Genomic DNA, 15,648 nt, shown 5'->3' with positions numbered 1-15,648 from the left:
GTATGTGGGTTACTTTGAATAAACTGTTCGAGCGTTTCCATTGTCTGAGAGGGTAGAGTTTGAGGCACACCCTCAGCCTACCATTTGTTCACATCCTATTTAGGCTGCCTGTAGCATTCTCAACTTGCTCCTGATTTGTAGTGATGACTCATTCCGTCCACCTCGGCCTGTACCAACGCCACCAACTCCGGCGGTTCTCGCACGATCGCCCCCTTCCCATACCCCAACACCCACCGCTTCAGGTCATTTAGCCCTCGGACAGTCAGGCACAGCGTCATCGAGCCGTCTGGATGCTCTTGAATTTCCTGCGTCGGATGCCAGCGCCGTTCGCGAACATAAGGCGCAGTTGGTGCATCAAACCAAATCGTCACAGGCAGTGGCACTCCGCCCGCCTCGTGCTGAAAAATCATCTCTAGATGGTCTTTGGCATCAAATGTGGGGTCAGGCACAAACGTTTCTTCAAGTACCTGAAGCTGCTTGATGCGATCGACGCGAAACCAGCGAATTTCCTGACGGTTGTGGCAATAGCCAATCACGTAGGGATTTGTGCCTCGATAGATATGCAGCACATACGGGTCAAACTGCCGCTTTGAAACTGCATCTCGGCTGGCGGTGTAGTAGGTCATCTGCACCGACATCCGCAGCCGACAGGCATCTTCAAGCTTGTGCCAGGTATCCGGGTCGAGGTCGATTTTTGCTCCAGACTGAAACAAAATCCGCTCATCCGCGACCTGTTGCAGGTCTACCCAAGTTTGCTCCGGCAGTCGTTCGCTCAGCCGACTCACCGCCGATCGCAACTCAGAAGCATAGATCGAACCTGCGTACGCTTCGAGCATTCGCGCTCCGAGCGTCAAGGCAAACAGTTCCCCTTTGCTCAGCGTAATACTCGGCAATCGCCAGTCGGGGTCAAGATAGTGGTAGCCTTTGGACTTCGAGGACGCCAGTGGCGCATGGTAGCGATCGCGTAGAAAATTGAGGTCATTGCGAACGGTGCGCTCGCTCACTTCGAGTGCTAAAGCCAAGCTATCTGCCGTGTGGCGCTGGCCTAAGCGCAGTAGGGCATCGAGTTGGAGCAACCGTTCAAGGTGACGCGACATACGTTCAATTCAGTAGATTGACCCCATCTTAGAGAAGCCACTCGGCAAAAACGTTTCCGCTTTACTGCAATACTGCAAAAAATTTTGCTCGTGCTTGGGGCTAGGGTCTGTGCAAAATGGCTTGGACAGTGCATCGTCCCATACCTTCTGCAAAGGATTCCCCGCTCGTCCGCAAAATTACTGCACTACTGCAAAATTTCTTTTTCGTTTTCTAACATCTGTGCGATCGCCTTCCGCACCAACACGACCTTCTGCTTCCGATGCTTCGTCGCCAGATCCGAAAGCTCACTGTGCATCAAGGCATATCAACGGTAAAGCGCGCCGTTACTTCCTTCTCACCCCTCTGCTCACTCATCGCTCACCTGCCTTTCTAGTTCAGCTTTGACATCCTTCACGGCTTGCTGCCAGTCTCGCCGACTGTCCCAGTAACAATCATCGAGTGATACACCCAGCCTGTAGGCAATCTTGTTTAAGATGCGTGTGATCGCCCGTTCACATTGCGCGTGTCCATGCCGAAAGCCCAGCCAGTAAGCGATCGCCACCATTCCCCCAGTGATCGGCAATGGCGCGATCGCTCGTCTGACACCATTCAGGATCGGTCAGGGCAATCTCAACGGCACTGCGCTTATCTAAGTTCGATCGCGGCAGTCCATGATAGCGATTCGCACCGATGCTGTAGAACTTGGCATCGCGCAATGTGCCGGGATGAGCGTCACAGTAGATCGATTCTTTCTGCGCCTGCCTTGCCGATCGAATGCAGTGGTGTCCGTCTTCGGGATAGTAGTTCTCCCCGTCGTAATACAGCCTCGGCAGCGGTTCGCGTTTCCACTCCCAGCGATCGTCTTGCATCTGATCGGCATAGTCATCGATCGTCGCTTAAGAGTGCCGAGTAGGAATCTGCGTGCCTGCGTCGAGCGTGATCAGTCCCAAGTGAACGCTTTGCTTCTTCTGAGGACATTGGACAAAATTAAGAAGGTACGCGCTCGATTAAGAATGCTTATTGAGTTGTACCTTCCAGGGCTGAAGAGTAATTTAGCAGAATTCAATAATTGCTTTAGGCACTGGGTCATCGCTACCCACTCTGAAAAAATTTTTGGATATCTGTATCGGGTGACAGTCCACGTAAACTTTCGGATGAGGACTTGGCAGAAAAAATTTTAGAAAAACTCTTGATACGGAGTCAGAGAATTTTGTTTGAATCTGCGAAGAACTGAAATATGATTTATCTGTTCTTTCGCGTAGAACAATTGGTAGGAAAGTATCAAGGTCACTTGTCTGAGGTGAAGACGCGCTGGAAGTTCCTATAGAAGCCATTTGAGATCGAGGCAGATGCTAAGCGCTTAAGCATTCATCGGATAAGCCACAGGTTGAGTTTGGCGCTGGCAGGCTCAAGCGTTCGCTCGAAATTCTCAACCCAACGCTTGCACCGCTGCCACTCTTTGTCAGTTAAGCTGTTGGAGGATGGCATTTATTTTCCAGCTTAGCTCGCCATCAAAGATCTCAAATCGGTTCTATAGAGTTTTAATTTAATCAAATACCAGGTTAAACTCTGCTGAAACCATCCCTACTTGGCAGCAGTGGTAGCCTGACGGTGAAGGTTGCCCCTTGCTCTTCTCCGGCACTATCTGCGTGAATTGTGCCATTGTGAAGTTCAACAATATGACGGGCGATCGCTAACCCTAACCCCAATCCCTTCACTGAATGCGCCCCTTCCGCTTGACGGAATCGCTCAAACACATGGGGGAGAAAATCAGCCGCAATCCCAATGCCTGTATCAATCACCCGAATTTCGGCATAGGAAGCATCAGCAGAGCCATCATGATTCATGACTGACAGTTCGACCATAACGCTGCCGGATTCGGGTGTGAATTTGATGGCATTGGTGAGGAGATTGATGAAAACTTGGCTGAGGCGATCGCCATCTCCCATCACAACAACAGATTCCGTGCCGTTTTTCTGCCAAGTTAAATGAATGCCTTTATCTGTGGCGGTTTGAGCGACTGTTGCGATCGCAGTTTCAATCACAGGCTGTAGTTCAATCGGTTGAGGATTGAGCCGTAATTTGCCTGCACTGATGCGGGAGAGATCCAGTAGATCTTGCACCAGTTTGGCTTGCAGTGTGGCATTGCGCTCGATCGTGTCTAACGCTTTGCTCAGCATCGTGGGGTTGGGCGGACTACTTCGCAACAGGCGTGTCCAGCCGAGAATCGAAACTAGAGGAGTGTTCAGTTCATGGGAAACGACGGAGATGAATTCATCCCGGCTGCGAAGTGTGCTTCTGGCTTCTTGAAGGGCTTCGCCGCGTTGCTGCGCCGTCTGGAGATGAGCCGTAACACGAGAAACGAGTTCTTGCGCTGAGAAGGGTTTGGCCAGGTAGTCGTCTGCCCCTGCTTCCAGTCCTTCGACGATCGCTTCTTCTCCGGCACGAGCCGAGAGCAGAATGATGGGAACCTCTCTGGTACGCGAATCTGCTCGCAATGCCTGGAGCAATTCAAACCCATCGAGTCCTGGCATCATCACATCACTCAGGATGAGATCGGGGACTCGTTCTTGAGCCACTGCCAGAGCCGTTACTCCATCTGCGACGGCTTCGACTTGAACGTGTTCGCTGAGGATACGAGTCAAATACTCTCGTATGTCGGCATTGTCATCGGCTACAAGCACACGGGCAGACCTGTGATTTGGGAGTGAGGAATCAGCAGTTTGGGTCGTTTGCTCCTCGGTACTCTCGATCGTCTGGTCTTGATTGTTCTGGGTAGGAAGCCATCGCTCGGCTTCTTCTACATAAGTAGTGGCACCCATTGCAGTAGAGGCTAGGGTGCGAACAGGCGATCGATCGCCTTCAAGATGAAGGCGATCGCTGGGCAAGTGGTCTGTTCCTAGCAAAAGGGAGACTGTAAAGCAAGTACCCTCTCCCGGCGTGCTCCTGACCTCAATTGTTCCACCCTGTAATCGCACGAGTTCATTGACCAGGGCAAGACCGATTCCTGATCCTTCATGCGTTCGTGCCTGGGTGCCTCGGACTTGATAGAACCGCTCAAACAAATGAGGCAAATGTTCAGGGGCAATGCCAGTGCCCGTATCCTGGATCTGGAGAATCGCTTGATTGCGATCGATCGAATGCAAACTGACTCTGATTTCGCCCTCAAAGGTGAACTTAAAGGCGTTGGAGAGCAGATTCAGAACAATTTTTTCCCACATCTCCCGATCGACATACACAGGTTCGGGTAGGGATGGACAATCCACAATCAACTGCAAGCCTGCCCGTTCGATCGCAGACCGAAACACACTCGCTAGCTCGATCGTAAACTGGGCTAAATCTGTCGGCTCATACACCGCTTCCATCCGTCCAGCTTCGATGCGGGAGAAGTCGAGCAGGGTGTTGACCAGTTTCAATAGGCGGAGATTGTTGCGGTGGACGAGTTCAAGGTTGTGTTTGAGGGTCGCTGGGTTGATGGGTTGATGGGTTGATGGGTTCTCATCCACTCTCCCACTCATCCACTCATCCACACTCTTCAGGGCATCTTGCAAAGGAGCCAGGGAGAGCGTTAGCGGTGTGCGGAACTCGTGGCTAATGTTGCTGAAGAAAGTCGTTTTGGCGCGATCGAGTTCTGCCAATGCTTCGGCGCGTTGGCGTTCTTGTTCGCGGGCAGATTGTTCTCGAACTCGCTGAAGTTCCGATTCGCGTAACGCTGCTTCAGCACGGGCACGTTCAACTGCTGCCCAGGTTCTTTCCGCTGTTTCCTTCACCAACTCCACCTCATCGGTCGTCCAATCACGGGGGGCGATACTGTGAACGGCAAGGGTGGCAACCCATCCCTCTTCTTTGGTGAGCGGCACAGCAATATAAGCCTGGAAACCAGCTCCGGCGATCGTTCGCCGCTCCGCTTCGGTGATGGTTGGGTCGTTGAGTACATCGCGTGACACTGCGGTTCGTCCTGCCCGATAGTCAGCAATCAGCCGTTCGCCAAAATCTATAAAGCGAAAGCTGCCAATCATCGGTGGCAGACCGTTACCATATCCCTGTTGAATGACGACATAATCGCCAATGGTTTCGCCGTAATGAACCTGATTGGCATTCAGGTGTTCGCCCAGGAGACGAGCGGCAATGGCTTGAATTTCAACTGGATCTGTGAGCGATCGCAGTGCATCCGACAACTTCACCCGGAACGCATCCATGTCAGCCGCACGGCGCAATTGTATTTCTGCGCGTTTGCGATCTGAAATGTTGCTGAACAAAACGGCGATCTGATTAGGCTGTTCAGCCGGAAAGACCTCTGCGGCGATCCATTGATCGAGTGCTGAAATATACTCCTCGAACTGTTGCGGTTGTCCGGTTCGCACCACTTGATCGTAGATGTCCATCACTCGTTGTTCAACATCGGGGACGAATTCGCGAATGGTTTTACCCACAACATTGTGCATCTCGGTATGACGCTCGAATGCTGGATTCACTGCTAGGTAGCGAAAATCGCTCGGTTCATCGATCGCCGTCTCGACCTTTTCGATGAAGCAGAAGCCTTGATCCATCGTGGTGAACAGCGATCGATATTTGGCTTCCGATTCGCGCAGGGCAGCTTCGGCTTGTCGTTGTTCGATCAGGTCAGCTACCTGCCGCGCCAGCAAGTCAAGAAACCGTAGTTCCCGATCGCTCGGACGGTACCTCGTCTCCCGCCAGTGGGCATTCAGCATTCCGAGTGGCGTACCCGTGCGCGAAACCAATGGCAGCGCCAGCGCGGCTTGAATACCTTCGTTGATGAGCAGTTGACATCCAAAATCCGCAACTTCGTCGGGGAAGTCAACGAATGCCCGCTGGCCCGTGTTCAGGGCGATACCACAGGCAGTCCGGCTGCTGGCATCGACCTGGTAGAAATAGTCGGTGATGGTGCGAGAGAAGTTCTTGCTGGCGATCAGTTCGAGCGACTTCGTTTGCAGATCGTAGATCTGGATGGTTCCCGCATCGGCGCGGGCGATGGCAATGGTAGCAGAAAGGATCTCGTCATAGATCGTCGTGACATTCTCCTCGATAATGAGGCGCACTGCGAGTTCACGCAGCAGTTCCTCGTTCGCGAGGTCGGCGGCGAGCGCCTCCTCGCTTTCGCGCAGTGCTTCTTCGACGCGGGCACGTTCGAGCGGTGTCCAAATCCGTTCTGCCGTCTCGCGGATTAAATCCATTTCAAGGTCTGTCCATGCGTGGGGGTGAGCATCGTGAATGGCGAGGATGGCGACGAGCTTTCCGCCCCGGATCAACGGCACACCAGCCCCCGCCCGGATTTGGTAGGTGCGATAGGCTTCGCGTTCTGCGGCACTGACTTGTGGATCAACCTCTAAGTCGTCGATCCGGTAGGGTCGTCCGGCGGCAAAATTCTCGTTGACAAAAGTGCCGAAGTCGTCGATTCGATACTTCAAATCCAGCAGCGGCAAGCCGTTGGCATAGCCCACCCCGTCGGCACTATAGTATTCGCCGCTGCGATCGCACTCGTGATACTGCGCCCGACTCACGCCGAGATGTTCGCCAAGCAAGCGCATCGCAGCCGCTTTGATGTCATTCGGCTGCACGAATTGTTGCAGAATATCGCTGAGCTTCAGCAGGAATGCCTGCCGCGCCTCGTTCTCGCGCAGCAGCATTTCTCTCCGTTTGCGATCGCTAATGTCGGAGAAGACGATCGCAACGAAGCGCCCGGTATCGTCAATACGCGAGAAGTAGACATCGAACCAGCGATCGACATCCTGCTGATAGTTTTCTTCCCGCACGGACTCGCCCATCTTCGCAACCCGCTTGTACAGGTCGAGCCAGTAATCCTCAACGCCGGGAATAACGTCGAAGATCGATCGCCCGACGACATCGTAAACGCCGCCCTGACGTTCGTAGGCGCGATTCACCTGGCGGTAGATGATGTCAACGATCTCGCCCTGGTCGTCGTAGATCATCTCAACAATCGCTAACCCCTCATCGATCGAGTCGAACAACGTGCGGTATTTCTCTTCCGACTCCCTCAGGGCTGTTTCAGCGTGGGCGCGTTGGATATCTGCCCAGATGCGTTCGGCGGTTTCGCGCACCAGTTCAACTTCTACCTCTGTCCACTCGCGGGGTGTGGGTTCGTTCAAGGTGAGTGCGCCGACTAAGACCTCTCCTTTGATCAGCGGCAGGGCAACAAACCCAACCATTTGGAGCATCGCCATCGCTGCACGTTCAGCATCGGGAACGAGGTTTGAGGATTGCGTATCTGCAACGACGATTGTTTCGCCCCTTCGCATCATTTGCATACTCCACCCGTATTCCGCCAGCGGGTAATCTCCAACGATCGAAGGCGAGTCGCCGCGCGAATAATGTTGATTGACGCGGGCATACCCCTCCACCTCGTAAATTTCGACGTAGAAGGCGCGGTCAACGCCCAACTGTTCGCCCAAAAGACGGCACGCTTCTGCTTGAATTTGCATCGGGTCTGTGAGCGATCGCAGGGCATCTGATAGCTTGACCCGGAACGCATCCACCTGAGCCGCACGGCGCAATTGGGCTTCTGCGTGCTTGCGATCGGTGATGTCACTGAACACCACCGCCACTCGTCGAGTGTCATCGCTGCCAACCTTAAAGACATAAAAGTCGTACCAAATTTGATCCGGTTCGGCGTATCGCTCTAGCCGTTCAGCTTGACCCGTTTGGGCAACGCGACCAAAGATCTCGTACCAATATTCTTCATAGTTTGGATCAATTTCTCTGAGTCGTCGCCCTCGAAAACTTTGCCCCGTCATGCGAATTGCGGCTGGGTTTTCGTCGATGTAAAAGAGGTCAACGGGCTGATGGTTCTCATCAAAAATCACCTCGCAGAGGAAATAGCCTTCGTCCATCGAGGTGAAGAGCGATCGATATTTGGTTTCCGATTCGCGCAAAGCTCGTTCAGCGCGGGCACGTTGCGCCGCCGCCCACATTCGTTCGAGCGTTTCGTGCGCGAGTTCAATTTCTGCATCCTTCCAAATGCGCGGCTCAATTTCGCTGACGGCAAGCGTACCCATTAGCTCACCGCCTTTCACGACCGGAACTAAAATAATGGCGACCTGCTCGACCGCTTCCATCGTTGGCACATCCGTCGGCGGAATCAAATCCGTTTGATGAATGTTGGAGACCACGATCGTCTCGTCGCGACGTAGACACGGCAGCGTCCAACTGAAAGCGGATAACTCGTATGTGCCTGCCAGCGAAGATGCGCCCTCGCGCAAGTATTGTTGTTCGACTTTCCCGTAGCCTTCCGCTTCGTTGAGTTCCACGTAGTAAGCGCGGTTGACTCCGAGAGACTCGCCCAACAGACGGCAAGCGGTTTCTTCGATTTCCGCCGCATCGGACAACGGGCGCAATGCGTCGCTTAATCTGAGCAGATATTGCTGCTGTTCTTCGCGGCGGTTGCGATCGTCTTCGATGCGCTTGCGATCGCTAATGTCAATCACGAACTCAACGCATTCGGCATTGCGTCCGCTTCCTTTGAGGCACGTCGGCGAAAATAGCCCCCACCAGCGAGAACCATCCTGACGAATATGCTGCTTCTCGTAAGGTGCAGTTTTGCCCAGAGTTGCTAATTCCTCAGCCGCACAGCTTGTCACATCCCGAAATTCTGGCGGAGTCAAATCGTGCCAGTCTCGGATGTTGCGTAGCTCATCCCGGCTGTAACCGCTCATCCGTAGGAAAGTATCGTTGGCATCCGTGATGCGCCCATCCAGCGTGAAAAACAGCACCCCGACGGTTTCGATCGAAATTGCCTTTTGGAGTCGCTCTTCCGATTCGCGCAAAGCTGCTTCGGCTTGTTTGCGATCGGTCACATCGCGCCAGAAGATCGCCACGCCAGCGTCCCGCGTGGGATAAGCCCGCATATCGAGCCACAAGGATCGACCATCGGGCCAGCGGTATTCGTGTTCCAGCGAGGCAGATGTGTGTTCTCGCACTACCCGCTTGAAGATCTGGCCGATCGGCAAATCCTCGCTGCCGGGGAACGCATCCCAGTGTGAGCGACCGATCAACTCGTCGCGAGAGCGTCCATCGAGCCGCAGCGTTTCTTCGTTGACATCAAGGATCGTAAAGTCGCTTCCGAGGAGAGCAAAGCCCTCTGCCATCGAGTTGAGTACGTCGCGCAGCCGTTCCTCGCTGTCGCGCAAGGCTGCTTCCTGCCGTTTGCGATCGTCTTCGACGCGCTTGCGATCGGTGGTGTCCTGGAAAATGCTGGCGACGCGGCGGCTCTCCGACCCACCAACCCTGGAAGCGTAAAAATCGAACCACCGTCCATGCGGTTCGGCATAGTGTTCGGCGCGTACCGATTCACCTGTGAGCGCGACGTGCCCGATCAGTTCATACCAGTAGTCTTCATAATTCGGGTCGATCTCGCGCATCCGCCGCCCGGAGAAATCCCGTCCAGCAAGACGGATCGCCGCCGGATTCGCTTCGAGGTAAAGAATATCGATCGGCTTCTCGTTTTCGTCGAAGATGACCTCGCAGAGCAGATAGCCTTCGTCGATCGACTCGAACAGCGATCGATATTTGGCTTCCGACTCGTACAGAGCGGCTTCGGCAGATTTGCGATCAGTGATGTTTTGCGAAATGCCGATCGCCCGAATCGGCTGATTTTCAGCATCGCGAATCAGCGAACCGATTACTAGAAACCACTGAAGCTGATTGTCCTGCGTGAACGATCGCATTTCGTACTGGAAGCGATCGCCGTTCGTCAGGGCATCCTCAAACGCTTGCTGCACAGTGGCGCGATCGTCTGGGTGAACGTGTTCTAGATTCTCTTCAAAACTATCCGCAGGTGAACGTCCGATCACCTGTTCAGCATTCTCTGAAAATTTAGGCGTATTCGTTCTTAAATCAAATTCCCAGGCGTACATTTGCGCCGCTTCGATCGCCAGCCGCAGCCGTTCTTCCGATTCGCGCAGAGCAATTTCTGCCTGTTTCCGCTCAGTAATGTCATAGGAGACGGCTAGGACGGCATAAATCTCATTGTTCTCCGATCGCAGCGGCGTTCCGCGTGAGATGTAGAAGCGATCGTGGGCGTCGTGTTCAAATTCAAACGTCTCTCCTGCCAGACCGCTGCGATACACCGCCTCATAACGGGCAACCAGTTCGGACGGCATTGCTTCTGAAACCGTCTTTCCAACCAAATCTTCCGGTTTGAATCCGGCGATCGACAGCGCTTCTCCTTCTGCCAGCAGATAGCGCAGATTGCGATCGACCACGAAGGCCGCTCCACCGGGAAGATGCTGAATCATCACTCGCAGCCGAGTTTCCGTTTCGCGCAGCGCAGTTTCGGTCTGAAGCCGCTCTCGCTGATCGCGCTTGGCTGCCGTAATGTCCTGCGCGACACCGTAGAATACTCCTTCGTCTGGGCGATCGCCTGGAACAAACTCCGCGTAAGACGCGACCCAGTGAACGCTGCGATCGCGCCAAACCACACGGTACTCAATTTGCAGATTTGAGCGAGTTTGAATCGCTGTGGCGAATGCGGCCTGACCGCGATCGTAATCTTCTGGGTGAATGTTCGCTCCAGCTTCGGCAAAAGTGTTTGTTTCTCCCGGTGCGTGTCCGTGTAGTTGCAGGGCGCGATCGTCTGCCCAAAATTCGTCTGTCCCGACTCGATAAGTCCAGGTTCCCAGATTTGCGCCTTTGAGCGAGAGTTCGAGTCGTCTTTGCGTCTCGTTTAACTGCGCTTCGATTTGTTTGCGCTCAGCAATTTCGATTTCGAGGGCTGCATTTGCTGCTAGCAACTCTGAAGTGATGGATTCAGGATCAAGGGATTGCATGATTATGGCTTGCGTGCTGGAGCTTCGATCGTCGGCTGAGTCGAGTGAATCAATGGTAGTCGAACGGTAAAGACTGCCCCGCGCCCTTCTCCCTCGCTGGCTGCGGCGATCGACCCGCCATGCAGTTCGACCAGGTGACGCGCGATCGCCAGCCCAATCCCGACTCCTCCGGGTGTATGACGACTGGGCACTTCGGCCTGGGTGAAGCGATCGAACACAGAGGGCAAAAAATCAGGATGAATGCCAATTCCGGTATCGCTCACCGTGATTTCAACCTCGGAACCGAAACGCTCTAGCTCAATGGTGACTTGCCCTCCCGGAGGCGTGAATTTAATGGCGTTCTCCAGCAGGTTAGCCATGACTTGCTTGAGGCGATCGCCATCTGCCATAACGTTACTGAATCTGATATCCGCTATTTTCTCAACTAACTGTATGGGTTTGGATTCAGCCAGCGGACGAAATTTTGTAACAATGCCTTGTATCAAAGCGACCAAATCAACAAACTGAGATTTCAAGCGCAGCTTTCCAGAGAGAATCGTCGCGACATCGAGTAAATCCTTTACCAGTTTTGCCTCGATCGTGGCGTTCCGCTCGATCGCTGCCAATGCTTTTGCGGTTTTGTCTGGATCAAGCGATTTAGTTTGGAGAAATCGCGCCCATCCCAGAATGGTTGCCAATGGCGATTGCAGTTCATGCGTGACCGTCATGAGAAATTCATTTTTGAAGCGGTTCGCGGATAGCTCCTGGCGCAGTCGAGACATTTGCAGTTGCGTTTCCACTCGTGCGATCAGTTCACGGGCGGAAAAGGGTTTGATCAGGTAATCATCGGCTCCGGCTTCGAGTCCTTCGACGGTTGCTTCTTCGCCTGCTCGCGCTGACAGGAGAATAATCGGAATACTTTGGGTGATCGGGTCTGCCCGTAAAGTTTTGAGCAGTTGGAACCCGTCCACAGTGGGCATCATCACATCCGTCAGGACGAGATCAGGTAATTGCTGTTGAATCATTTCAAGGGCGATCGCCCCATTCGCAGCCGTCTCCACCTGCCACCGTTGACTCAACAACCGTTTCACGTACTCCCGCATATCGGCATTGTCATCGACCAGCAGAATGCGACTGGATGCCGATGAGGGAACGTGAGCATAGGTGGGTGCAAAGGAAATATCTCTTCTTTCCTGACTTGCGATCGCCTGAGTGCTTTCGTCCTCTTGGGGCAACGATCGTAACGCTTCCTCCACGTAGGGCGATGCTCCCGTTGCGGTGGTTGCTAACGTGCGACTTGCGCCAATCCGTTCAGCGGGTAAATGATCGCAGCCAGTCGGGATGAAGACGCGAAAGCAACTGCCTGATCCCTCAACACTGCTGACTTCGATCGTACCCCCATGCAGTTTGACCAATTCCTGCACCAGCGATAAACCGATGCCGGATCCTTCAAACGTGCGTCCCTGCGCTCCTTTGACCTGATGAAATCGCTCAAATAGACGGGGAATTTCCACTGCCGGAATGCCAATTCCCGTGTCTTGAACGGCTAACTCAACGTGATCACCAACTTGCTGCAACCGAACTGTAATTTCGCCTGTGAACGTAAATTTGAACGCATTCGAGATCAGATTGAACACAATCTTCTCCCACATTTCGCGATCGACATAAACAGGCTCAGGCAGCGGCGGACAATCCACTATCAAGCGCAACTTTGCCCGATCGATCGCAGACCGAAACACACTGGCTAACTCTGCGGTAAAGGTTGCCAGATCCGTCGGTTCGTAAACGGCTGAGGCGCGATCGCTCTCAATCCTGGAGAAATCCAGGAGCGTGTTGACCAGTTTGAGCAACCGCAACCCGTTACGCTGTATCACTTCGATTCGCTGCTGTTGATTGGGCGAGAGCGGTTCAGGGTCGTTTAACGCATCTTCTAAAGGACTCAGCATCAAAGTGAGCGGGGTGCGAAATTCATGAGAGACATTGCTGAAGAAGGTCGTTTTGGCGCGATCGAGTTCTGCCAGGGCTGCACTGCGTGCCGCTTCGCGAGCAGCGCGGAGGCGTTCTTCTTCATAAGCGCGAACATTGGTCAGGGCAGTCGTCACCTGTGCCGCGATCAATTCAAAAAATTGTTGGTAGTCCTGGTCAAATGGACGGCGAGGATTGACTCCGACAATCAGCAACCCTGTGAGCAGATCTGATCCTGCTTGAAGCAAGGGGAGAACCAAAGCAGCAGAAGGCAGTTGCTCTAATTCAGGACTGGACAGATTAAAGTCGCTTGCTAATCCATTTGCTAATCCATTGACTTGCTCAATCTCCTTCGTCTGAATGGCTTGGGCAAACGGAAATTTCTCTAGTTCCTCTGAAGCACTTAAATCAATCTTTTCAGGCAGGGCAAACCAGTCTTGCTCCCACCCCGTTGTTCCACATTGACGGAGATGCTTACCATCGGGCTGAAGCAAATAGAGCACGACAAAGGGAACGTCTGCGGCACTGTTGCTGAGCGTGGCGATCGCAGTTTGGCAACATTCCTCCAACGTCTTTGCTGCTCCAAGATTTGTTCCTAGCTCGCTCAGCGTTCGTAGCCGTCGAGTGCTAATCACTTGTGCAGTTGTTTCCATGATCGGATGGAAAACGCCCGCAACTTCACCGCTTTCATCACGAATGGGACTAAAAGAAAAGGTAAAGTAAGTTTCTTCAAGGTAGCCATTGCGATTGGCAAACATTTGCAGATTTTCAACATAGGTAGGTTGTCCCGTCTGGAGAACACCTTCAAACAGCGGAGCGAGAATGTGCCAAAGCTCTGACCAGTTCTGCTGCACCGGACGACCCAATGTTTGAGGATGTTTGGCACCACAAAACGGGCGATAGCCGTCATTGTAAAGTTGGATTAACTCTTGTCCCCACAGCAGGGAAATGGGGAACGTAGAAGATAAGCAGAGACTCACGGCGGTTCGCAAACTGGGCGACCAAGACTCGATCGCACCCAACGGCGTTTGTGACCAATCGTGCGATCGCATCAAGGCTCCCATTTCGCCACCGCCTGCAAATACGGTTTCAGATAAGGGATTGGGGGATTCGGAAGCGATCGTCATACCTGGCTCTCCTCATCGCAATGCTATCTACAAGGTTAGTTTGGAGAAGCACTTCTTGGGCTAGCGAATTGCGCGATCGTCTCTATCCACTCGATCGGCTGGGCAAACTTGTGGAGATGTGCCTCGAATCCAGCCTTCAGGGATTCTTCCCAGTCCTCATCTTGATATGCCGTAATTGCGATCGCGGGAAGATGCCCGCCCTGCTTCGCTTCCAAGTCGCGAATCTGCCGCATCAGGTCATACCCACTCCCACCCGGCATCCGAATGTCGCAGACCAACACATCCGGTTGGAATGGCTCTAACACCTCGAATGCCGTTGCTGCGCTGGCGACTGCCTTGACGCTCATCCCATGCGATTCCAAGACAACCGTAATGAATTCTCGGATATCCGCTTCGTCATCCACAACCAGCACCCGTAAGCCAACTAAAGAGTGAGGAATTTGTGTCATCGACATTTCTCCTTTTGCTCAAATTCCTGCCCAGTTAGATGCTAAACGTAAGCGCCTTTTTGCTGCGTTGGACTCAAGAGTACACCACTTCAATCTGCAAGGTTCAACCCCCTTGTGGCCGATCTTAAGCAGAGGTTATCGTACTCGAAGGAACCAGTTCACCAGATATTGTCAACCCCCTGCCACATTATTTGTTGGAGTTCGATAATTGCACTTATCCTCCTTTCAATTTCTATTCAATGGTGATGTGGCACTGGACGGAGGAGAACACATCTAGCGACTGTCACAAATCTGACCGTAATAGTTGTCATAGTTTAGTGCAACAATACATTCGATTAGAATCTCGATTAGAATCACTGAGGACAAAACGATGCATGAAACAACAAGACGGCTGCTATTTCTACTGCTGTTTGCTATTGTCTTTTTTCAGACAGGCGCACATGTGAGTCAGGCGTTTGTGAACTATCCAGCTTGGCAATATATCGGGAGCGAAAGTTTTACAGACTATCATCGGGTGATGACTAGCGGGGCGCTCAGAGTTCTGCTGCTGCCTCGCATAATTGAGTTGGCACTCGCAATGCTTGTTCTCTGCTTTCCGCCTCGGATTATTAAGCGCTGGCTGTTGGTGTTGGCGATCGCGTTTGCGCTGTGTGCGTTTTTATCCACTGTGTTAATTCAGCTTCCGATTCATCGTCAGTTAGGTACGGTAGGCAATACGCCGGAGCTACTCACGCAACTGAGAACAACGGATTGGGTACGTCAAATTGCAGAATTAGTCAGGGCTGCGCTCTACTTTTGGATGATCGGCGCAACACTGGTTGAATCGTCCACAGGCGCACGCTACTACTCGGCTGGGCGACCCCGCTCCCCGCGATGGGAACTTGTTCGCCCCCGGTAGACGACACGCACCCAGACCCTGCAAAAGCAATTCCACCCCAAGGTCGTATCCAAGCTCAGGTCGGGGCGCTTTGTGCCCCAGTTGGCAAGTGCTTGTTGAACCAACGCTTGATGCGGCCAGGTTGATGCGCCGATGCGCCAGCCAACGGCGAAAGCGGCGATGGTGCGAGTGGGCAAAGGCAGCACGGCTGTGGACGTACATCCCAAAGCTGCTCAGATGCACATTCTGGCTGTGGGTCATGCCGATCATCATCCAATCCAAGGTTTGGAGGTGGCGAACAGCTTGCCCCTGTTGTTGAGGTTGACTGACCAATCGATGGGAATGGTGTGTCGTTATTTCTGAGCCTAAAC

The 15,648-nt window shown here is 53.2% G+C and carries 7 protein-coding genes; 2 read left to right on the top strand and 5 right to left on the bottom strand.

All coding sequences use genetic code 11. The annotated features are described in order from the left end of the window. Positions 1–119: 119 nt before the first annotated feature. From H6F67_RS15685 to H6F67_RS15665, 5 genes are all read right to left on the bottom strand, one after another. Positions 120–1,097 carry a YafY family protein gene (locus H6F67_RS15685; RefSeq protein ID WP_190767563.1) on the bottom strand — a complete coding sequence of 326 codons (978 nt, stop codon included), beginning with the start codon at positions 1,095–1,097 and terminating at the stop codon, positions 120–122. Positions 1,098–1,589: 492 nt separating this feature from the next. After that, complete coding sequence (locus H6F67_RS15680; RefSeq protein WP_190767562.1) at positions 1,590–1,946, bottom strand: hypothetical protein; 357 nt, start codon at positions 1,944–1,946, stop codon at positions 1,590–1,592. Positions 1,947–2,639: 693 nt separating this feature from the next. Beyond that, positions 2,640–10,880: a PAS domain S-box protein gene (locus tag H6F67_RS15675; RefSeq protein ID WP_190767561.1), complete on the bottom strand. Its 8,241-nt coding sequence runs from the start codon at positions 10,878–10,880 to the stop codon at positions 2,640–2,642. A 2-nt stretch (positions 10,881–10,882) separates the two neighbouring features. Then, entirely contained in the window at positions 10,883–13,951 is a 3,069-nt protein-coding gene (locus H6F67_RS15670; protein WP_190767560.1) for an ATP-binding protein, read from the bottom strand. Between the two features lie 35 nt (positions 13,952–13,986). Continuing rightward, positions 13,987–14,400, bottom strand: coding sequence for a response regulator (locus tag H6F67_RS15665; RefSeq protein WP_199304451.1), 414 nt, complete (start codon positions 14,398–14,400; stop codon positions 13,987–13,989). Between the two features lie 370 nt (positions 14,401–14,770). On the opposite strand from H6F67_RS15665, the gene H6F67_RS15660 reads away from it, so the two are divergent. Then, the gene (locus tag H6F67_RS15660; RefSeq protein WP_190767558.1) at positions 14,771–15,298 is read left to right on the top strand and encodes a hypothetical protein; all 528 of its coding nucleotides are present in this window, start codon (positions 14,771–14,773) and stop codon (positions 15,296–15,298) included. A gap of 132 nt (positions 15,299–15,430) precedes the next feature. Then, positions 15,431–15,640, top strand: coding sequence for a hypothetical protein (locus tag H6F67_RS15655; RefSeq protein ID WP_190767557.1), 210 nt, complete (start codon positions 15,431–15,433; stop codon positions 15,638–15,640). Positions 15,641–15,648: the final 8 nt, after the last annotated feature.

The sequence above is a fragment of the Microcoleus sp. FACHB-1515 genome, assembly GCF_014696105.1.
Classification (GTDB): domain Bacteria; phylum Cyanobacteriota; class Cyanobacteriia; order Elainellales; family Elainellaceae; genus JAAUTJ01.
The sequence above is the reverse complement of the archived record's forward strand: the minus strand, read 5'-3'. Positions and strand labels throughout refer to the sequence as shown.

Bases quoted from the DNA above. Each gene is read 5' to 3' on its own strand.
- H6F67_RS15660 (WP_190767558.1), top strand. From the start codon at position 14,771: ATGCATGAAACAACAAGACGGCTGCTATTTCTACTGCTGTTTGCTATT.
- H6F67_RS15685 (WP_190767563.1), bottom strand. From the start codon at position 1,097: ATGTCGCGTCACCTTGAACGGTTGCTCCAACTCGATGCCCTACTGCGC.
- H6F67_RS15655 (WP_190767557.1), top strand. From the start codon at position 15,431: ATGCGCCAGCCAACGGCGAAAGCGGCGATGGTGCGAGTGGGCAAAGGC.
- H6F67_RS15670 (WP_190767560.1), bottom strand. From the start codon at position 13,951: ATGACGATCGCTTCCGAATCCCCCAATCCCTTATCTGAAACCGTATTT.
- H6F67_RS15675 (WP_190767561.1), bottom strand. From the start codon at position 10,880: ATGCAATCCCTTGATCCTGAATCCATCACTTCAGAGTTGCTAGCAGCA.
- H6F67_RS15665 (WP_199304451.1), bottom strand. From the start codon at position 14,400: ATGACACAAATTCCTCACTCTTTAGTTGGCTTACGGGTGCTGGTTGTG.
- H6F67_RS15680 (WP_190767562.1), bottom strand. From the start codon at position 1,946: ATGCAAGACGATCGCTGGGAGTGGAAACGCGAACCGCTGCCGAGGCTG.